Source organism: Marinicellulosiphila megalodicopiae (assembly GCF_045862395.1).
GTDB lineage: Bacteria > Pseudomonadota > Gammaproteobacteria > Pseudomonadales > Natronospirillaceae > Marinicellulosiphila > Marinicellulosiphila megalodicopiae.
Genome location: NZ_AP023087.1, coordinates 131,556 through 152,782, shown reverse-complemented (window position 1 = coordinate 152,782; position 21,227 = coordinate 131,556). Strand labels below are relative to the sequence as shown.

Annotated in this window: 10 protein-coding genes; 6 read left to right on the top strand and 4 right to left on the bottom strand. The window is 35.4% G+C overall.

All coding sequences use genetic code 11. The annotated features are described in order from the left end of the window. Positions 1–23: 23 nt before the first annotated feature. The gene (locus tag TYM08_RS00575; RefSeq protein WP_422381028.1) at positions 24–2,807 is read right to left on the bottom strand and encodes a hypothetical protein; all 2,784 of its coding nucleotides are present in this window, start codon (positions 2,805–2,807) and stop codon (positions 24–26) included. An 800-nt stretch (positions 2,808–3,607) separates the two neighbouring features. Here TYM08_RS00575 and TYM08_RS00570 point away from each other — a divergent pair. The 4 genes from TYM08_RS00570 (at position 3,608) to TYM08_RS00555 (ending at position 11,975) form a co-directional block, all read left to right on the top strand. Next, positions 3,608–6,964 carry a BspA family leucine-rich repeat surface protein gene (locus tag TYM08_RS00570; protein ID WP_422381027.1) on the top strand — a complete coding sequence of 1,119 codons (3,357 nt, stop codon included), beginning with the start codon at positions 3,608–3,610 and terminating at the stop codon, positions 6,962–6,964. Between the two features lie 100 nt (positions 6,965–7,064). Continuing rightward, positions 7,065–9,572 carry a BspA family leucine-rich repeat surface protein gene (locus TYM08_RS00565; RefSeq protein ID WP_422381026.1) on the top strand — a complete coding sequence of 836 codons (2,508 nt, stop codon included), beginning with the start codon at positions 7,065–7,067 and terminating at the stop codon, positions 9,570–9,572. 1,145 nt (positions 9,573–10,717) lie between these two features. Further along, the gene (locus tag TYM08_RS00560; RefSeq protein ID WP_422381025.1) at positions 10,718–11,212 is read left to right on the top strand and encodes a DUF2846 domain-containing protein; all 495 of its coding nucleotides are present in this window, start codon (positions 10,718–10,720) and stop codon (positions 11,210–11,212) included. 121 nt (positions 11,213–11,333) lie between these two features. Beyond that, complete coding sequence (locus TYM08_RS00555; protein ID WP_422381024.1) at positions 11,334–11,975, top strand: hypothetical protein; 642 nt, start codon at positions 11,334–11,336, stop codon at positions 11,973–11,975. 100 nt (positions 11,976–12,075) lie between these two features. Here TYM08_RS00555 and TYM08_RS00550 read toward each other — a convergent pair whose 3' ends face one another. Both TYM08_RS00550 and TYM08_RS00545 read right to left on the bottom strand, forming a co-directional pair. Continuing rightward, a complete protein-coding gene (locus TYM08_RS00550; RefSeq protein ID WP_422381023.1) occupies positions 12,076–13,674 on the bottom strand; it encodes a hypothetical protein in 1,599 nt (532 codons plus the stop codon). Positions 13,675–13,951: 277 nt separating this feature from the next. Beyond that, positions 13,952–15,502: an inorganic phosphate transporter gene (locus tag TYM08_RS00545; RefSeq protein WP_422381022.1), complete on the bottom strand. Its 1,551-nt coding sequence runs from the start codon at positions 15,500–15,502 to the stop codon at positions 13,952–13,954. A 342-nt stretch (positions 15,503–15,844) separates the two neighbouring features. On the opposite strand from TYM08_RS00545, the gene TYM08_RS00540 reads away from it, so the two are divergent. Together TYM08_RS00540 and TYM08_RS00535 are read left to right on the top strand one after the other, a co-directional pair. Then, the gene (locus TYM08_RS00540; RefSeq protein ID WP_422381021.1) at positions 15,845–17,365 is read left to right on the top strand and encodes a carbon-nitrogen hydrolase family protein; all 1,521 of its coding nucleotides are present in this window, start codon (positions 15,845–15,847) and stop codon (positions 17,363–17,365) included. A 245-nt stretch (positions 17,366–17,610) separates the two neighbouring features. Next, positions 17,611–18,891 (top strand): glycerophosphodiester phosphodiesterase family protein, encoded by a 1,281-nt coding sequence (locus tag TYM08_RS00535; RefSeq protein ID WP_422381020.1) that lies wholly within the window; start codon positions 17,611–17,613, stop codon positions 18,889–18,891. A gap of 100 nt (positions 18,892–18,991) precedes the next feature. Here TYM08_RS00535 and TYM08_RS00530 read toward each other — a convergent pair whose 3' ends face one another. Next, a complete protein-coding gene (locus TYM08_RS00530) occupies positions 18,992–20,731 on the bottom strand; it encodes a vWA domain-containing protein (protein ID WP_422381019.1) in 1,740 nt (579 codons plus the stop codon). Between the last annotated feature and the right edge of the window lie 496 nt (positions 20,732–21,227).

The following is a 21,227-nucleotide window of genomic DNA, read 5'->3' as shown; positions in this document are numbered from 1 at the left end:
CCGACGGCTCGTATTTCGAAACGTCAATTTCTAAGCTCTATCGAACCTGTTGATTCGCCTGATATTATATTCGCTTGTCTTGAAATGTAAGTTATTGAGTCTGGACTAATTTTTAATTTGTAATCTTGTAATGAATGAATATTACTCAAATCTATAACTTTCAAATTGTAGGCTGAAATATAAATTGAACTTAAAATACCTGCTCTTGGTGCGAAAAATGAGATGAGTGCATTATTACCATAATTAATCTTTATTTTTTCTAAGGAATTATTATTTTCTAAATCTAATACAGATAGTGCTCCTGAGTATAACTCTAACGTTTTTAGTTTTGTATTGTGACTCAAATCAATTTGGCCAACTCTCATAAGCTCTAAATCTAAAGCTTCTAAATCAGTATTTTTACTAACATCTAATTCTTGTAAATATTTACATGACATCCCAAGCGATTTAAGCTTAAGCAGTTTGCTCAAGTTAATTATTGCGTCACTATGACAGCTAATATCTAAAGAAGTTAAATTAGGAAAATTCTCCAACCCGGCCAATGACTTAATAAATATTGGCTGATTTGGTTGGTTACAATCCAAGTTGGCAACATTCTCTATATATTTAAATTGTGCATCGATGCAATCGGCCAATTTAACATCTTCTACAAGTAAATAGGCGCCACAATTTAGATCTCTATTTTTAGGTAATGAAATATTGATGTGAATAAATCGGGCGTTATTTAAATAATCAACAGTCTCACAGCTTAATGACAATGAGCGAATTGTTAGGTACTTAAGTTGTAAATTCTGATCGATGTCTAGATTTTTTATATTGAGAGATATCGTTACATCACGTAATTGAGTGTTTTGGCTTAAATCAACTGTATCCTGCTCGATGGTGCCGCCAAGATTTAATATTCGCAAATTTATAGCTGGAGAAATATCAACATCCAATGCATTCAAATCTGGCATACTGACTATAGTTAAGTCATTACTGGCAGGCAATTTAAAAATTGTTTTTAATTCACCGCTGAGTTCTGCATTATCGTCATGATGATTTATCTTTATTTCAAAACTTTTTAACTTGTTTAATTGGGATATATCTATGTGGTTTAAATTTGCATACTCCACATAAATGTTCTTTAGATTATTTTCAAGTGGAAAATTTATTTCTTGTAGTTCAAATGCATAACCTATCACCAAGTCATTCAGATTTTTATTTCCCGATAAATCTAATGTTTGTAATTGTGTGAACTTCAAACCTAAATACTCTAGTTTTGCTAAATTATTATGGTTAAAGTTAATTAAAGGATAATTGCCAAAATCAACATATTTTAAATTTTCGGTACCTATAAAACTCGCAGTTATTCCTCTTTGCGTAGATGTTTTTAAGCGAATCAGGTTTGGCAAATAGTTTAAATTAATACTTTTATTTGAATTTGATCTTATTTCGAATTCTTGCAGAGAATTTATGCCCGACAAATCGATACTTTCACTAATCACGTTATATAATTGCAACTTTTTAAGTTGCGTAAACACTTTAAAATCATAATTTTTCAGCGGCATATTACCAACAGATATAGATTCTAATTTAGTTAGTTTACTTAGCTGATAAATGTCAAAAAACTCGCTTATATATTTAATTGAAACCAGATCAGTTAAATTGGATACATCAAATACATTTTGTTCATTACTGTATTCTAATGACAGGCTTCTCAATTTTTTAAAGTTCGAAAAATCAACATCAGACAATTTTGTTCGTCCTGATAATTCAAAGGTATCAATTTCATTATTTTCAGAAACAATAATATTTTGTAACTGAATATTATCTACGATACTAAGTGTTTTTAGTTTTGATAAGGCTGTCAAATTTAGAGTAGTTTCACTAGCATAAACTAGGGTTAATGATTCTAATGAATCAAGCGGCAGTAAATTAAGATTACTGACACCACTGACTAATTCTAACTCTTCTAATTGGTTAAGCACATTTAACTGGATATCTGTTCCTGATATTTTCAACACTTGTAAATCTATATTATTTTTTAAATCAATAGATTGTAATTTATACGATTTACGTAAATCTAAATATTTTAATTTTGTATTATTAGACAGATCAATTTCGGTAATATTAGAAAATGAACCAACGAAATATTCTAAATTTGGCAATTCTTTAAGAAAAGATATATCTGTAGTATTGCTTGGATAATTTATATTTAAATCTGTTAAATAATGTAACTGTTCGATTCCAGTATAATCTGCTGACCGAACTAAATCATTGCAATCCAATTTGGTCAGTCTACCCACAGTGGTCGCTTCGTGTCTTACAAGGCATTCTGTCATAAATTTTGAAAAGTCTAATGATGAAAGAAGAGTAGGATCTGGATCAATTAGTTCAGGCATTTCGAATGTAACATCGGTGTTGGTTGTGACTATAGTTTGGGTTTGAGTTTGGGTTTGGGTTTGGGTTTGAGTTTGGGTTTGGGTTTGGGTTTGAATTTGAGAGCTTAACTCCGTGCCGGTTGCAGAATTAGTTACTGTGCTAATTTCTAAGTCCAAGTTTGTTACCAAATGACTATGCGTTGCTGAATCTAATACTGTCTTTGTTTCAGCACCAGTAGAAAAATCTGTTTGACTGCCGCTTTCAGTATTGGTAGCAATATTCTCACCCGTGTTTGTCGCAACTGTAGTGTTAGTATCGGTTACCTCAGGGGCAAGTAAGGTTGACTCACTGCATGACACGCATGAAGAGGCAATAATTGCCGGAAAAAATAAAGATTTGATAACTTGCATAAGATATTCCCTTTGATTTTGTTTAAATTGCATAAACAAGCGTAACTAATGTTTTAAATTAAAGAGGCGCAGACCAGATGGTGTAAAGCAGGTTCGGAATCTCCATGTATTAATTCTAAATAATGCACAGGTAGTGTATTTTATTTTTGCAAGGAAATTGTTGTCTTACGTCCTAAAATTGAAGAATTTTCTTTTTATTTTTTGTGTTTCTCACTATTTAGTTATTTTCGAACTCGTAAAATAACTAAATACTAGGTGTGGCAACGGCTATGAGAGCACTGTGGACAGTATTATTTAAGTCAGTTTACAGGCCATCTAAGAAATTATTCAAAGTTTAAAAGTGAGTGTCACTTTAGGTCTTATCACTTTAGGTCTAGATATTTGCGCAATGAATCACGCACCTACAGATTGATCATTTTTTGTATTGTAGGCTCGGGATTCATTGTGAGGGTTTTTACAAATTTTGTTTTTTGAATGATTTGGATAGTTTTTTCGAATGATTGCATACTCTTCGGCTTTGGTATCCTCGGCAATATGCTCCTGCATTGCTCTAACATTTACATCCCTGTAAAAGTGCGTCGCTCTATCACCTAAGTCCATTTAGGCGGGCACAATTCTAATTAGTCACATCCTTGTGACGATGAATCCGGAATCTACAAGGCTGATCGTTTTCAAAAAGCAAAAGTGGGTGTCTGTTTTGAGTCTTGGTTTTGAGTCTTGCAAGCATATAACATTCAAAAAAAATCGAATAATTTCCAAGCCTAGTATGGTAAAATATCCGCCTCAAATATTCTGCCTCTTAAATATTGGCTACACAAAGGATTTAAAAGATCATGTTCAAACACTCTCTTGTAATTACCTGCGCATTAACGTTTGCTGCTTGCAGCGATGTTAATAATTTACTGTCTCCAGACACCACCGCCCCTAAAATTGAATTGGTTGGTCCTGAAAATATTGTGCTTAGTCAATTTGAAACTTACATTGAGCTGGGCGCTCATGCGGTTGATGATGTAGATGGCCAGGTGAATGTGGTTCAGTCAGGGGCAATTAATTCTGCAGAACCTGGTACTTATGTTGTCACATATTTTGCCACTGATGCACAGGGCAACCAAACCAAACTCACACGAACTGTGACAGTTTTGGATACAATGGCTCCTATTCTTATTTTAAATGGCCAAAACAACATTACTTTAGAATTTGGCGAAAGTTATATTGAAACAGGCGCGCTTGTTTCAGATAACTATGATGAGAATATTGAATTTACGATAACAGGAAGTGTTATTGATAATCAATTAGGTGAATATGCTTTGGTCTATCAAGCTGTGGATGCATCAGGCAACCAAGCAAAGGAGCTTACTCGAACCGTGACGGTTGTTGATACATTGGCTCCTATTATCACTTTAAAAGGTGAAAGTGGCGTTGTGTTAGAAGCGGGTACAACTTATATAGAAGAAGGAGTGACGGTATTTGATACTTTTGATCAACAATCTTTATCTGTTTCGTATAATGAAGTGGACAGCAATATACTTGGTATGCAAACAGTCACTTATCACGCAACGGACTCTTCAGGCAATATTGGCCAGGCCACCCGTCATATCACCATTGAAGATACCACAACCCCAAGTGTCACGTTATTTGGCAAGCAAACTCAAAATATTCTGGTGGGATCTACGTATTTGGAAAAAGGGGTTTCTTTTGAAGATTTATTTGATGACAGTCCTGAATTCACATTAACAGGTTCGGTGAATTCATTGGTAGTGGGGGATTATGCTCTTACTTACACCGTTACCGATCAAAGCGGGAATAAATCGAGTGTTATGCGCAATGTGTTGGTGCAAGATTTAACAAAGCCAACTATCAGCTTAATTGGCCCCTCCACAAGTTTACTAAGATATGGCGCTGCTTATGTGGAACTTGGTGCATCGGTTTCTGATAATTATGATTCGGATTTAACTGCTGTCATTACTGGCGAAGTGAATAACGATGTTTTAGGCACTTACACCCTTACTTATAATGTGTCTGACTCTTCAGGCAATGTTGCCTCTGAAGTGACACGTAACGTAATAATTGTGGATACACAATCACCAGAAATTACATTAAACGGTGAAAGTTTTACTCGTATATTTTTAGGGGAAACGTATTTAGAGCTCAGTGCGACTGCTAGTGATAATTATGATAATAACGAAGACATTCAACAAAATTTAATTACGACAGGCACAGTTAATACACAAAAAGAAGGCACGTATTACATTCGCTACCAAGCAAGGGATCTATCGGGCAATCAAGCAAGTATTATTCGAACTGTAGAAGTGATTAAAGACTTGGCACCAGAGATCGTATTAAACGGCGATCCAATTATATATTTATACCAAGGCGACACTTACGAAGAACAAAGTGCAAACGCAATGGATGCACGTGATGGAATCGTTGAAATCACAACAACAGGTGAAGTAGACACGCAAACTATTGGTAAATACAGCATCACTTACTCTGCAACCGACTCAATAAATCAACAAAGTGAAATTACACGAACTATTTTTGTATTAAATACACCATTTATCACGACATGGAAAACCGATAATCCTGGTAGTAGTAATGATAACCAAATTACTTTAGAGGCGAACCTTGAAGATTTTCCTGATGGTTATCGCTACATAGTGAATTGGGGAGACGGTCACGTTGATGTAAATGTGACAGGTAATATTACGCATACCTATTCGCTTGCAGGTACTTATCAAGTTTCAATTGCTGGGGATTATCCGCAGATTTATTTTGATGGGTTTGGTGCGTTATCAGATAGTGACAAATTATTATCGGTTGATCAGTGGGGCGGTAATGTTTGGCTGTCTATGACACGTGCATTTATTGATGCAGATAATCTAGAAATTAATGCTTTAGATGTCCCTGATCTGTCATTAGTGTCGAATATGAGTTTTATGTTTGCGAACACTGAATTATTTAACCAAGATATTGGAGGTTGGGATGTATCCAATGTGACTAATATGAGCGGTATGTTTAATGGAGCCGTTGCTTTTAACCAAGATATTGGCAGTTGGAATGTTTCAAACGTGACCAATATGAGTAGTATGTTTTCTGGAACCGTCGTTTTTGACCAAGATATTGGAAATTGGGATGTTTCGTCCGTGATTGATATGAGTGGTATGTTTTCTTGGACAATTGCTTTTGATAAGGATATTGGAAATTGGGATGTGTCATCGGTTATCTATATGAGCTCTATGTTTAATGGTGCGGTTATATTTAATCAAGAAATTGGTGAGTGGGATGTGTCCTGCGTTACTGAAATGAATGCCATGTTTAGTTCCAGCGAAGCATTTAATCAAAATATTAATAATTGGAATGTATCTTCAGTTACTCAAATGAATGTGATGTTTTCATACTCTAAAGCGTTTCAACAACCTCTTGATAATTGGGATATGTCTTCAGTTACCGAAATGGCTTATATGTTTCTTTATAGCACTTTTAATGCAGCAATTAATAATTGGGATTTATCATCAGTTACTTCATTGAATCGAATGTTCCTTAATGCTGAAAACTTCAATCAAGACCTTGGAAACTGGAATGTTTCTTCTGTGACGGACATGGAATCTATGTTTGACGGAGCGATGAATTTTAATAAAGATATAAATTCTTGGGATACCTCATCAGTTATAACAATGAAAAATATGTTTTTTGGCGCAGAGAATTTTAATCAACCATTAAATAATTGGGATGTTTCCTCTGTGACTAGTATGTATGGCATGTTTAGTTTTGCTACTTCATTCAATAAAGATTTAAATGAATGGGATACATTTTCCGTTACAGATTTTGGTTTTATGTTTAGAGACGCAAGTACCTTTAATGGTGATGTTGGTTCTTGGGATACATCATCAGCCACGAGTTTAAGGGGGATGTTTTTGTGGGCGCCAGATTTTAACCAAGACCTAAGTAATTGGGGCATTTCTTCAGTTACTGAAATGCATGGCATGTTTTATGGTGCGCTTCTAGACACGAATTACTATGATGCGATGTTAATCGCTTGGAGCAGTCAAATTCCACAGGAAGGTGTGACCTTTAGTGCTGGCTTGAGTCAATACACACGTGATTCATTAGCGCAAACAGCACGAACTGCATTAATTGAAACTTACGGTTGGGAGCTTACAGACGGTGGTCCAGTAGTAGAAACTCCATAAAAAATACGTTTAATCCCTCTAAATATTGACATTTTTTAGAGGGTTTAAAATCCATTAAATTATTTACTTTTAAATACTTTTCCCAAGGAATCTCAAGAATATGAAATATTTTTTTATTCAAATGATTATATTCGCTTCTGTTTTAAGCATGACTTCATGTAGTGAATTGAAAAACTTTTTATCACCCGACACCCACGCACCGGTTATTGAATTGGTGGGACCAAAAACAATTGAGCTAAATCAATTTGAAAATTATACCGAGTTAGGCGCTAAGGCTGTGGATGAAATTGACGGCTCAATTACCGTTGAAATTACAGGATTAATTAACACAACTGAACCTGGATCTTATACGGTTACTTACACTGCGAAGGATTCACAGGGTAATCAATCCAGTTTAACGCGTACAGTGATTGTGTTAGATATAACGGCTCCTGTAATTTCATTGATAGGTGAAAACGAAATTCTGCTTGAATTAGGTCAATCTTATATTGAGCCTGGTGTGGTTGCGCAAAAAGAAGAAGATGCAAATGCTATGATTACGGTTTCTGGAGATTTGGATGTCTCAAAAATTGGAACCTATACTTTGGTGTATCAAGCAAAAGATGCAGCGGGCAATCTTTCAGAATTTATTAGTCGAACTGTAAATATTCAGGACACTACAAGCCCAATTTTAAGTTTAATTGGAGACAGTCATGTTGTGCTTTTTACAAGCGATCAATATATAGACCAGGGTATTAGTGTCGATGATTATTCCGATTTTGTTGTGCAAACCAATACGATTAATTTAGATGAAACAGGAACGCAAAGCCTAATTTACAAGGTGATTGATAGCTCTGGCAATGAATCAATCATTGAACGTCTAATAGAAGTCAAAGAAGATTTCGCTCCTGTTATTACGTTTGAAAACGAAAGTGAAATTGAATTATTACAAGGTGTTGATATTGATTTTGATCCAGCTACATTAGCCACAGCAATAGATGAAAAAGATGGCGTAGTAGCATTGAGTGTTCAAAATGAAATTGACATTTATGAAGCGGGTACTTATTCATTATTATTTTCTGCACAAGACAGCAATAATCAAACGACTCAAATTGAAAAAACCGTGACTGTCATCGACAATCCGTTTATTACCACATGGAAAACCGATAACACTGGCGCAAGTAATGACAATCAAATTACGTTAACCGCCAACCTTGAAGATTTCCCAAATGAATATAATTACTCAGTTGATTGGGGGGATGGCAAAATAGATACAGCTGTTACTGAAAGTATTACGCACACATATGCAAGCGAAGGTACTTATCAGATTTCTATAACCGGTGATTTTCCTCATTTTGCTCAAACTGCTGGCTTAAATAATTCAGATGCACAAAAATTATTATCCGTTGATCATTGGGGCGGAAATAAATGGTTGTCAATGTCACTCTCATTTAATGGTGCGACGAATATGACAGTGCAAGCTGACGATTCTCCGATTTTAATTTCTGTTACAAATATGAATGGTATGTTTAATGGCGCTGACAGTTTTAATCAAGATATTAGTGGCTGGAATGTTTCATCAGTGACAAACATGAACTCTATGTTTAGTAATACCGAAAATTTTAATCAAGATATAAGTAATTGGGATGTTTCAAATGTTACAGACATGAAAGGGATGTTTGCAGGTACACAAAGTTTCAACCAACCTTTAAATAGCTGGGATGTTTCATCAGTAATTGATATGACTGCAATGTTTGCAGGGTCAAAAGCATTTCAACAGCCATTAAATAATTGGGATATATCATCTGTAACGAATATGACTTATATGTTTATTCAAAGTGTATTTAATAGTGCAATTGATGGCTGGAATACGTCTTCAGTTTTAACTATGAACCGAATGTTTCTAGGGACTGTAAATTTCAATCAGGAAATTGGCGATTGGGATGTTTCAAGTGTGGTTGATATGGAAGCTATGTTCGAAAGTGCGATTGCATTTAATCAAAATATAAACGACTGGGATGTGTCATCACTTACTAACGTAGCACTGCTTTTTAATAATGCTGAAGTGTTTAATCAACCTCTAAATAATTGGAGTTTGGATGCGGCTACAGATTTATCTCATATGTTTTTAAACGCTAAGAGTTTTAACCAAAATCTTAATGACTGGGATGTTTCGAAAATTACCAACATGAATAGAATGTTTGAAAATGCAATCGCATTTAATGGAGCAATACAAAATTGGGATGTGTCTTCTGTAGTAGCTTTTAATTCCATGTTTTCACAAGCAAGCAAGTTCAATCAAGATATTAGTCAATGGAATTTAACGTCTGCGAAAAGTATGGCTGCAATGTTTTCTGACGCTATTGAATTTAACCAAGATTTAAGCAGTTGGAATATTGCAAACATAACTAATATGGCCAACATGTTTGTCGGTGTAAATTTATCAACACAAAATTATGACGCTTTGTTAAATTCTTGGAGCACACAGATTCCACAGGACAATGTGATATTTAATGCCGGTAATAGTCAGTACACACCAAACTCACCTGCACAAACTGCAAGACACACATTGACTGATACATTTAACTGGACCATCACAGATGGTGGCCCTGAAGTTGTTACTCCTTAAAAGTTAGCATACATAAAAAATCCTCTAAATATTTTTTGTATTTAGAGGATTAAAAGTTTACTAATTGACTTCGTTAAATTCTTAGTTGTGTATAAATATTTAAACGTCAAAAAATAAATTCTAATAAATCATTCATGAGTTTGTGTTTAACCATTCGTTTTTAATAAAGTTAAATCAATAATGTCTTTATTAGAATAATTCTCAACTGCTGCTAGTTTTTGTTTGATGTCTTGGAAATCAGCAGTGACTTCTTTTTGATGCTCTTCATCAATTAAATCTTTTCGCTACTTATAGACTGACGTTCAAGAATAAGGGTTTGTAATCCAATAATGACAGCTAACAGCAATGATACTGTCATAATGATTGTGTTAAACGTAAAGATTTCATTGAACAACCAATTTAGTACATGCTTTTTAAGGTTAGCCCAATAGAGTTAAGTTACCAATTAATAATTGATTAAGTGAATTATGAAAGAAGCCGATATTCATGAGTATTTAATGAATCAAAAAGCAGTGTAATTATGCTTTTCCTTTTATAGAGCAGGCATTTGTATTTAAAGTGATGGACAAGATATTTGCGCAATGAATTACACACCTACAGATTGATCATTTTTTGCATTGTAGGCTCGGGATTCATTGTGAGGTTTTTACAAATTCTGTTTTTTGAATGATTGGGTTAGTTTTTTCGAATGAATCCGAAACCTACAGGATTGATCGTTTTCAAAAAGCAAAAGTGGGTGTCTGTTTTGAGATGTGTTTTGAGATGTTCAATTAAGGATGAATTGCGCAGAAATAATATTAAGTGAAACCAGCTGGGCCTTAGATGTGATTGCAGTGCAATTGGGTATGCAAGTGGGTTGAGTTTTTTAAAGGTGTTTAAGCAAAAAAGAAGGGATGGGCCCGAGTGAGTGTCGGGGTTAAAAATGGGGATTAAAAATGAATGTACAGGAATTGCATTTTATGTTTTTTGCTAAATAACAAAAAACAACATTATCTAACAATTATGCGTAGATTTATTTAAAAAAGGAAAAATTGTAATCTGCTCGAAAGATAAATATAATCCCCCGCGAAATGGCACCCTATGTGTCATGTAGCATTTATAAATTGATATAAATGGATGAAGTTATCTTAATTATTGGAATAAAAATGAAATTGAAAATCGCGCTTATCTTAATGACCTCTTTAATTCTTGCAAGCTGTGTAAGTATGCCAGCCGCAAGAGAAGTCTTACAAATTGAAGTCCCTGCATTAGATGCAGACAAAACCAGAATTTATATGAGTTCAGGTAAGTATAAAAAATTCAAATTAAAAAGTGTTTATCAGGTTGGTCCAGTTTTGTTGAGCGATAAAGTAATAGGTTCAACAGCTAGAGATGAATATTTTGTAGTGGATACGGCTCCAGGTGAATATGAATTAACCTGTACATCTGAAAAGCAAAATAAAATTCTTTACACCCCTTCTATAATTACATTGGAAGCAGGTGAAACAAGATATTTTTCATGTAATATGAAAAACAAAGGCGCGGGTTTATACTTTGGTATTATTGGTATGATGGTATCTAAGTATTTATTTGAATCTTTTGTTGTTGAAGGCGATTCTGCTTCAGTAACAGGGAACTTGGTTTCTTACGAAGTAATGTAATTTAGTTATTTATGACTAAGATCAAGTACATTGCTTGGTGTTAGTCATTTTTATTTTTTTATTCTCCTCTGTTTTCCCTTTTTATAACCTCCACTTACTTAACCAATGGTTTATTTTAATTATGACATTATTAAAAATAATTTTATCCGTACCTGTATTTATCTTGCTTTCGTTTAATGCTATTTCAGCTCAAGTAAACCTTGATATGGATAATGAATACAGATCTGTTGAGTTAGATGGTTTTCTTAAAATATATGAAGATGTAGATGGCGTTGAGCTTGGATACAATGTGAAGGCAAATTATTTATTGATAAATAATCTGTACCTTATTGCTGGTTATGATAGCCGAAATCTTAAAAATTCTGGTTTTGATTTTAAAACGAAAGTCTACTCTTATGGTGCGGGTATTAGAACAACATTATTACAAGAAGACGATGTAATCGATTTATATGCTTATTTTGAAGTATTGCAAGCAGCCTTGGCAGTTGAATCCGAATCAATTGAATTTTTACATGCAGAAAATAGCGGTTATGAAGTTGGCGCTGGTTATCGAATAATTACACCGAGAACTCCAAATATAGTTACTAATATAGCATTATTAATGCGCAGATATTATGAGACTGATTTTGAATTATCTGATATTTCCTATGCTGTTAGTTTAGGTGAATATTATACACCTAATATTCAGCTTAGAATTTTAACAAAAGTAGGTTTCCCTTTTTACAATCCTGAAATTGGATTAGGTATCAAAGCTGTTTTTTAATTATATGTATATGAATTCACAAGGACGTTGAATTCTATTATAGTGTTTTAATTAAATATTACTTATCCCCATCTTCTATTTTCAATATCGTTAAATTAAATTATATTTCCCAGCTGCCCACTTCCAATAAAGTTAAATCAATAATGTCTTTATTAGAATAATTCTCAACTGCTGCTAGTTTTTGTTTGATGTCTTGGAAATCAGCAGTGGCTTCTTTTTGATGCTCTTCATCAATTAAATCTTTTTCGCTGTAGGTTTTTTTGTGTACATCCGACTCGAAAGATTCAGTCATTACCGCAGATAATAATTCAATTTTATCACTACTTATTTCAATGACTTTTTCAGATTTTATATCAAAACTTGTGTATTCATAATTACCGTATTTAAGATCGACTTTTTCTAAATGCGGTAACGGATCATATTTGCCGCCGGTTAATTCAAAGGATTGTTTTTGTGTGGTGGTGACCACATCGTTAAGTATGCGCTGTTCGCTATTTAACGATAAGCTTAAATCATAACCTGCCATTTCTTCAGGGTGTTCTGTTACATTTAATTGAGCCTTTGGGGAGTTAAATTCAAAGTCAAAATCAGGCAGTGCAATAAACGCGCGCGCTTCTTGTTCTTTGTGTTTGGGTTTAAATAAATCAGGTGACACTTCCATTTCGTTTGTTGTTGATGAGTTATCTTTCATTGCAATGCTAAACACGTCAGCAGCAAGATCGCGTTGTAATTTACTGGCGTCAGCGTCACGTCCATTTTCTTCCATCATGGATAAATAATGCAATAAGGCTTGTTGTTTTGTTTCGGTGCTTGCGTTTATTAACTGTCCTGTTTTATCAATATCTATTTTGGCTGAGTTACCTTCAAAATTAACACTTAAGCTGCGTTGTTCGTCGGTATTAATAAATTCAAATTTAACCTCTGCGTTTTTTCCTTCAATGTTAATTGCCGCTTTTGAAATTAACGACAAATCAGACAAGCCTAATGTTTCTAAATCCATCTTTCCCATTTTTAATAAATCGTTACTGAATTGATTTAAATTGCTCGCAAATTTTGGTAGTTCTTCTATTTCTTGTTCGGACAAATCGCCGTTAACTGAAAAATCCATTTCAATACCGCTGAATCCTGCTTGCACAAGCGATTGATCTGGATTGTCTTTTTGATACGCTAAGTTACTGCCATCGCCTGCATAATGACGAATATTAAAAGTAATGGTGTCGCCGTCTTTGGTGGTCAGCGAAAACTGCATTTTTTGCAACGTGTCGGTTTTTCGATCTTTAAACCCTTCCATGTCGGGTTTGTTGGTTGTGCCGTCGGTGGTATAGGTTGAATAGCTACGAATGTCTTCTTTTTGCGATTCGCCAGAATTGTTTAAAAACTCTGAAAAACGATTTGTGACATTTAATAATGGGTTGCTACTGCTGTTAAAACTGTCGTTAGAAAAGCGCAAAGCTTGGCTTAAGGATTGGGTGGTGTCTGTCGCTTCACTGGAGCTTGTAAAGGACTCAAAAGAAATAGGGATAGGTTCGTGGTATGAGTTGAGAGTACCTGTGATGGATAATGTGGCTGATGCAGAGACGCCTTCTGGTGACTGGTCAGCGGCGTTAGTAATAGATTGCTTAAGGCTGAAATCAGACAAATTATTAGAAAACTGTGTGATTGGCTGTGCTGATTGAATGGATGTGGAATTGATATTCATAATTTAATAAAAATTAACGCCGTTAATTATTATATCGGCAAAATGTGTAAAACCTTTAGAGGATATTTGGCGAGAGTGGTTAATTTTATTGGGCTGTGGATGTTTTGTAAATTGGGTTTTAGTCGAACAAAACTAACAAATAGAATGCTAGTTACTATAAAGGGGCAATCCGCCAAGATGATGTTTTCAGGCAAAAAAAATCCCCAATTGACTAACCAATTGAGGATCTGTTGTTTGCGTTTGAATCCCTGCTTGCACAAGGATGAAGATATTAAACTTAAATAAATATACCGCGTAAAACAAAGTACATCATTGCCGCTAATAAACCTGAAACTGGAACCGTAATGATCCATGCTGCGATGATTTTGTATAGGTGATTACGTTTAACAAGCTCGTGTTTGTAAGCTTTTTTTAGAACCTTGCGTTCTTTCTTATTGATTTTGGTCACAAGCTGATTCGTACTGCTTTTCTTAATCATTTCACGCATATCATCTGCTGGAGCATCACGAAAATCATCTAAGTATTTTTGTAATTCAGCACGCTCAGCACCTTCACGGCTTTCAATTAATTCGTGCATTTGTGTTGCGTATTCTGTTTTTAAGAATTCACGTAAGAAACCCACACCAAACACACCACCCAAAGCAATATGAGTCGAACTTACTGGTAAACCTAATTGTGAAGCAATAATTACGGTAACTGCTGCTGCTAATGCAATACAAAACGCACGGGACTTATCTAATTCAGTAATTTCGCCGCCAACGGTTTTGATTAATTTAGGACCAAACAATGCAAGACCTACAGCTAAACCAAGCGCACCAATGATCATTACCCATAATGGAATCGCCGCTTTTGAATGAATTTCTGCTGAGTTGAATGCATCAACAATCGCTGCTAATGGACCCACTGCATTTGCTACATCGTTTGCACCATGAGCAAAACTTAACAATCCCGCGGCAAAGATTAATGGGATAGTAAACAAATTGTTTACACTAAAACGAGTGTTTTCCATGGTAACGGACTGTTTGATAATCGCACGCTTGCTAATGATAAAGATGATGATCGCAATGACTAAACCGACTAAACCTGCTTCCCAAAGCTCGGCTTCCCAGATTTTTTTGATGCCTTTTAATACTAGATAAACTGAAAATGCAAACGCCATAACTGAGATGAAGATCGGTACGAAATTTTTAGCCGCACCCACTTTGTCTTCACGATACATAATCGTTTGTTTGATTAACGCTAATGTGCCCGCCGCAATCAAACCGCCTAATGCAGGAGAGATTATCCAACTTGCTACAATTTGACTCATTACGCCCCAATCAGCAATGCCTAAACCACCAGCTGCAATACCCGCACCTAATACGCCACCTACAATTGAGTGAGTCGTTGATACAGGTGCACCCATCCAAGTTGCAAAATTAAGCCATAAAGCGCCTGCTAATAACGCCCCAGCCATTAACCAGATGTATTCACGTGTATCTGAAATCACACTTGGGTCAATGATGCCTTTTTTAATGGTTGATACAACATCACCACCTGCAATCAAAGCACCGGCGGCTTCACATACAGCGGCTAATCCAACAGCAGCTACTAAAGTAATCGCCCCAGAACCTACAGCCGGACCCACATTATTGGCCACATCGTTTGCGCCAATATTGATCGCCATGTAACCGCCAGCTAAGGCTGCAAAAATAAGTAAGTAACTACTTGCACCAACAATGAAAAGTACATATAGAAAAATCCCTAATAAAAATGCCGCACATAATCCGTAACGCAGGCTCCAATGAATGTTTTCCAAACTGCTAGGTTTGTTCTCAGGGTTTGACATGTGTATTCCTCTTAATGGGAGGTAGTTTAAGAATGATTTTGCCCCTTAAAAATTAAGGCACAAATTAAAGCGCGCTATTGTCTTTAAATTAAATTCAAATTACCACAAAAGGATTTCATAAATTTGTAATATTTGAATGCAACAATTAATGTTTTTTTTAAAATTATGTAAAAAAATCTCAAAAAAATGAATGAGCTTGAGTCTTAGCTCAGTGTTTATGGTGGTTATATTGAATGTTGACGTTTAATTGAGCTCAATTTTGAAAAACATAAAACTATCTTGCTCACATTTAAACAAATCATTATGCTCAGTTTATTCATTCAAATTTTTAGAGCACCTATCATGGCTTCGCAACAACCCCTTTTAAGTATTTCCAATTTACATATTGATCAATACGACCAGATTAAACGCCTTATGGATAAAGTCTACGCAGATTTAGGCGGCGCATGGCCAATGCATACCATTAAATATTTAATTACTGAATTTGAAGAAGGACAAATAGGTATTTGGGATGGTGACCAATTAGTGGGCATTGCTTTAAGTATTCAGGTGACGTATCAACGTTTTTCCAACCCTCATACCTACGAAGATATTGTGGATACAAACAATATTGTTAATCACGATCCAAATGGTGATGCGCTTTACGGGTTAGATGTGGTGATCAGTGGTGATTATCGCGGAATGCGATTAGGGCGCCGCCTATACGATGCGCGCAAAGAATTGTGTCGCCAATACAACCTGCGCGCAATTTTAGCCGGGGGTCGGATCCCAAATTTTTATAAATACCCTGATTTAAACCCTGCACAATATATTGAGCAGGTGGATCAAAAGCAAATTTACGATCCTATATTGTCATTTCAACTAGCCAATGACTTCCAAGTAAAGCGCTTGTTAAAAAAATATTTGCCAGAAGATGAGCAATCAGAAGGCTACGCCACATTATTGGAGTGGAACAATATTCTGTTTGAACCGGATGATCGAGTCATTGAAGTCAGTAAAAATATCGTTCGTGTGGGTGCAGTACAGTGGCAAATGCGCGCCATTGAAAGTGCCGAAGAAATGATGAAACAAATAGAGTATTTTGTGGATACAGTATCAGATTATCAAAGTGACTTTATTTTGTTTCCTGAGTTTTTTAATGCGCCATTAATGGGATTGATCGAGCAAAAAAATCAAACCGAAGCCATACGTTATTTAGCGGAATACACCCCCAAAATAAAAGATCAAATTGCTAGATTAGCAGTAGAATATAACGCCAATATCATTACAGGATCGATGCCATTAGAAGAAGATGGCATCATTTATAATGTTTCTTATCTTTGTCATCGCAGTGGTGAAATCGACGAACAGCGCAAAATTCATATTACCCCACACGAAAAAACAGATTGGGTGATTCAAGGTGGCGACAAAGTCAGTGTGTTCCAAACCGACGCAGGAAAGATTGGTATTTTGATTTGTTACGATGTTGAATTTCCTGAACTTTCTCGTTTTATGGCGGAACAAAATATCGAAATATTGTTTGTACCATTTTGGACAGACACAAAAAACAGCTATTTACGTGTTAGGTATTGCGCCCAGGCAAGAGCGATTGAAAACGAATGTTATGTGGTGATTGCAGGCAGTGTGGGTAACTTACCACAGGTAGAAAGTTTGGATGTGCAGTATTCTCAATCTGCTGTATTCACTCCTTCGGATTTATACTTTCCACAAGATGCAGTATTAGCAGAGGCCACCCCAAATACTGAAATGCTTTTGTTTGCGGATTTGGATTTATCAAAACTTAAAATTCTACACAGCGAAGGTTCGGTGCGAAACTTAAAAGATCGCCGTACGGATTTGTATGAGCTGAAATTGAAAAACTAGATTAATTCTAAAAACACAACTAGAACTTGAACCACAAATACAAATACAAATACAACTACAAAAACAACTACAATCAATCAAAGCAAAAAAGGCAGCACTTGCGGCCTTTTTTTGTTTTGGTGCAGACTTATAACTGTCACAAAGTTGCCTTAAAACGATCACAATTCATTAATAAAAAAGCCTTATAGACTCTTTAGAATCCCGTGCTCCTTAAATAACCACGGTAATTCATAATGACGTTTTCAATGAAACATCTCATCATTCTTTCTTGTTTGGCGTTTACAACAGCCATTCACAGCGCTCAAGCTGCCAATTTGAATCAAATAGAAACAGTGAAACCTATAAAAAATATTTCACTTGGCCCAAGACCCTTTTATTTAATTGATCAAATGGACGCGTCTGAACTAAAAACTAAATTACTGGCATGTTCAAACAAAAAAATGAAACCCTCCACATTTTCAATAGGCCATCGTGGTGCCCCTATGCAGTTTCCTGAGCATACTCGAGAGTCGTATATGGCGGCAGCTAATATGGGGGCGGGCATTATTGAGTGTGATGTGACTTTCACTAAAGATGAAGCATTAGTTTGCAGGCATTCACAATGCGATTTAGCAACCACAACCAATATATTATTGATCCCAGAATTAGCAAAAAAATGCTCAGTGCCTTTTGCGCCTGCGGTATTTAATGCAGAAACAGGCGCATTAATTAAATCGGCTACAGCGCAATGTTGCACCTCAGATATCACGCTTGAAGAATTTAAAATGTTAGAAGGCAAAATGGATGCTTCGAACTTAAGTGCTACCTCTGTTGAAGAATTTATGCAAGGCACTGCAAATTGGCGTACTGACTTATACTCAGGTACCGGCACCGTAATGACACATAAAGAATCCATTGAATTGTTCAAACAACTTAACGTAAAAATGACCCCTGAGTTAAAATCCGCAAGTGTATTGATGCCGTTTAATACAAACTTTAGTCAGCAACAGTATGCTAAAAAAATGCTCGAAGAATACATCGCACTGGGGGTGGATCCAAAGCAGGTTTATCCACAATCGTTTGATATTGAAGACGTGCGTTATTGGATTAAACACTATCCAGAATTTGCCAAACAAACGGTCTGGTTGGATGATGTAGTGTATAAAGATGATGCAAAAGAGGCGTTAGATATAACAGCCTATCAATCGCAAATTAATAATATGGCCGCATACAAAGCTGAAGGTATTCATTACATTGCACCGCCTATGTTTACGCTTTTGGAGTTAGATAGCAGCAATAATGTTGTGCCATCTCAATACGCAAAAGCCGCTAATGCCGCTGGCATAAAGCTAATCACATGGACATTGGAGCGCTCAGGATTATTAAAAAATCACGGCGGATGGTATTACCAAACAATAAACGATTCTGTGAATCACGAAGGCGATATGTTTATGGTGTTGGATGTTTTGGCAAAACAGGTAGGCATCGTAGGAATGTTTAGCGACTGGCCAGCTACGACGACTTATTATGATAATTGTATGAATTGAGGCTGTTTGAAAGGGAAAAAAGGGAAGAAAGGGAAAATAGATTTTTGAGGTATAAAAAAACCGCTAATGGATAGCGGTTTTTTATGATTAGCAAAATAAATTAAGCGGCGGGCTCTGCATCTGGCTCGGCTGCTTCTTCTGTCTCTAGTTTTTCATATTCAAGTGCATCACCAAACCCAGTCTCTGGTAAGTAGCTTCTGAATAAATCAGTTTTGATTCCACTGGCTTCTAGGTAAGAATAAGATCCAGAATCACTAGTGAATTTAATGGAAATATTACTTTTTAATTCTGCAGATGAGCGATTTGGAGAAATATAAGAGTAATAAAATAAACCAAATTCATTATCGTCTATTTGTTTAATGTCTTGGTAAATACGATCTATCACTCCTTCTTTTAAATCAACTGTGAAAATATTATGCTCTTGGGCAATCGTCTCAAAAAAATCATTTGATTCATATTCTTCACCGTTAGATAAAACAAAGACATTGCGATATTGCTTTAAACGGTCATATCCAAATAGTTTATTCCATTTCTCGTATTCTTCTGTAGATCGGTCAATTTCAGCCAATATTATTGAATTTGATTCTTCGTTATATTTAAGACCTAAACATTTAGATTGGCTTGTACCTGATGTATCAATCCCGTCTGAAATAATCACAAGTGAGCCATAACTTAAAAAGCCATTATGGGTTCTTTCAACCACATCAACATCAGTTTGTACAAAGTCTTCAGACCAAAGAGTAGATGCTTGAGACAGAGGGCAATTCATAGAGCTGCTGTTTGATGTATTAGTGATGGCGTCTATTTGAGCGTTTAATGTGGCCAAATCACTTGAACCGCGAACAGTTTCTGGATGAACGTTATCATCAAAAGTGACAATATATACTTCTTGATTAGGATGAATTCGACTCATACCATTTTCATCTTGAATTAAAGCACGAGCAGCTTCTCTTGATTTTTCTAATGCATCTTCAGACATACTGGTACTTGTATCGATCAAAATCACTAATGAGTAATAGAAATCATAATAATTCAAAGGACTCAACTGTGGGTAACTTTCAGTTTCTGAAATTTCATTGCCATTTTCTTTTAGAAGAAAATTATCTTTTTGTAAATCGTTATATGAAATAACATCATCAACCATTGCACGACCTATAAATTCAATATAACCCAACTCACTTACGTGTTTGATCTCATCTTCAGGGTAATATAAAAAACTTGACCCAATTGGAGATAAGCTAATAAAAGGTAAATTACAGCGAATAATAATGTCATTGTTATTTTCCAATGTAGCAACGCCATTTTCAACTTCACAAATTTGATCATAATCACCATCTACAATTTCAATTTCGTAGCCATCTGCATTGCTGACTTCTTCAGTAAAGGTGAACGTCTCATCACCAGAAAGAACGTTAACTATTTCGCCATTTTTAGTGTTAACGATTTGCAAATCTTCTTTTAAATTTAAAACTATACCTTTTAGTTCAATCACTTCAATTTCAACCACTTCACTAGGATCATCACAAGTAATATCAATTGAAGCATCGCTAGAGACGGATCCGGTTGAGTTTACCAATACACAGGTCAATCCTTCAGGTTGAGAGGTAATTTGAACAAAATAGTCCGTATCTTCAACAAACATTAGGTTTGACACAAATGGCGCATTTGCTGAAAGCGTTAACTGATCAGACTCTTCGCCAAATTGCGTTGTGCCATCAATTTGAATGGTAAATTCGCCGGATGATAATCCAGAAACCATCCCGTTAAGTTTAATATTTTCACCACACCCAACAACAAAGAGCGAAAATAAAATAGCTGATATTCCTAAAGTGAATTTCATGATAATTCCAAGTTTTTTAAATGTGGCCGCATTTTATGTCGAAGTGAATAAATTATCTACATTCACACTCAATGAAAAAAACATTTTTTGTAACCAACCAATAATCCAAGGTGCGCAATCCAGGGGTCGGATCCATTTTTTAACCCAGGTAACCCAGGGGTCGGATCCATTTTTAATTAACTCGTTTAATTGTTTCGCTGAATTTTTTTGGATCCGACCCCTGTTTATTTTTGGATCCGACCCCAGGCTAAAGGGTTTTCTCTTTTTATTTCTAAGAGCATTTATGTTGCCTTAATTGATTCATGATAAACATTAAACGATATATATGAGTTGTATATAAAATAGATCGTACTTTATTTGTTGTTCTAAAAAATAGAATCAGTACTTCTAAATAACTTGCTGTTTCTTTGTGGTAAATACCCCTATTCTGATCGAGTACATTAATTATTAAACAATTTATATATCAATCAGTAAGAAAGCTTGGGGTCAGATCCAC

Coding starts and splice junctions, on each gene's coding strand:
- TYM08_RS00545 (WP_422381022.1), bottom strand. CDS start 15,502: ATGTCAAACCCTGAGAACAAACCTAGCAGTTTGGAAAACATTCATTGG.
- TYM08_RS00550 (WP_422381023.1), bottom strand. CDS start 13,674: ATGAATATCAATTCCACATCCATTCAATCAGCACAGCCAATCACACAG.
- TYM08_RS00565 (WP_422381026.1), top strand. CDS start 7,065: ATGAAATATTTTTTTATTCAAATGATTATATTCGCTTCTGTTTTAAGC.
- TYM08_RS00570 (WP_422381027.1), top strand. CDS start 3,608: ATGTTCAAACACTCTCTTGTAATTACCTGCGCATTAACGTTTGCTGCT.
- TYM08_RS00540 (WP_422381021.1), top strand. CDS start 15,845: ATGGCTTCGCAACAACCCCTTTTAAGTATTTCCAATTTACATATTGAT.
- TYM08_RS00560 (WP_422381025.1), top strand. CDS start 10,718: ATGAAATTGAAAATCGCGCTTATCTTAATGACCTCTTTAATTCTTGCA.
- TYM08_RS00535 (WP_422381020.1), top strand. CDS start 17,611: ATGAAACATCTCATCATTCTTTCTTGTTTGGCGTTTACAACAGCCATT.
- TYM08_RS00530 (WP_422381019.1), bottom strand. CDS start 20,731: ATGAAATTCACTTTAGGAATATCAGCTATTTTATTTTCGCTCTTTGTT.
- TYM08_RS00555 (WP_422381024.1), top strand. CDS start 11,334: ATGACATTATTAAAAATAATTTTATCCGTACCTGTATTTATCTTGCTT.
- TYM08_RS00575 (WP_422381028.1), bottom strand. CDS start 2,807: ATGCAATTTAAACAAAATCAAAGGGAATATCTTATGCAAGTTATCAAA.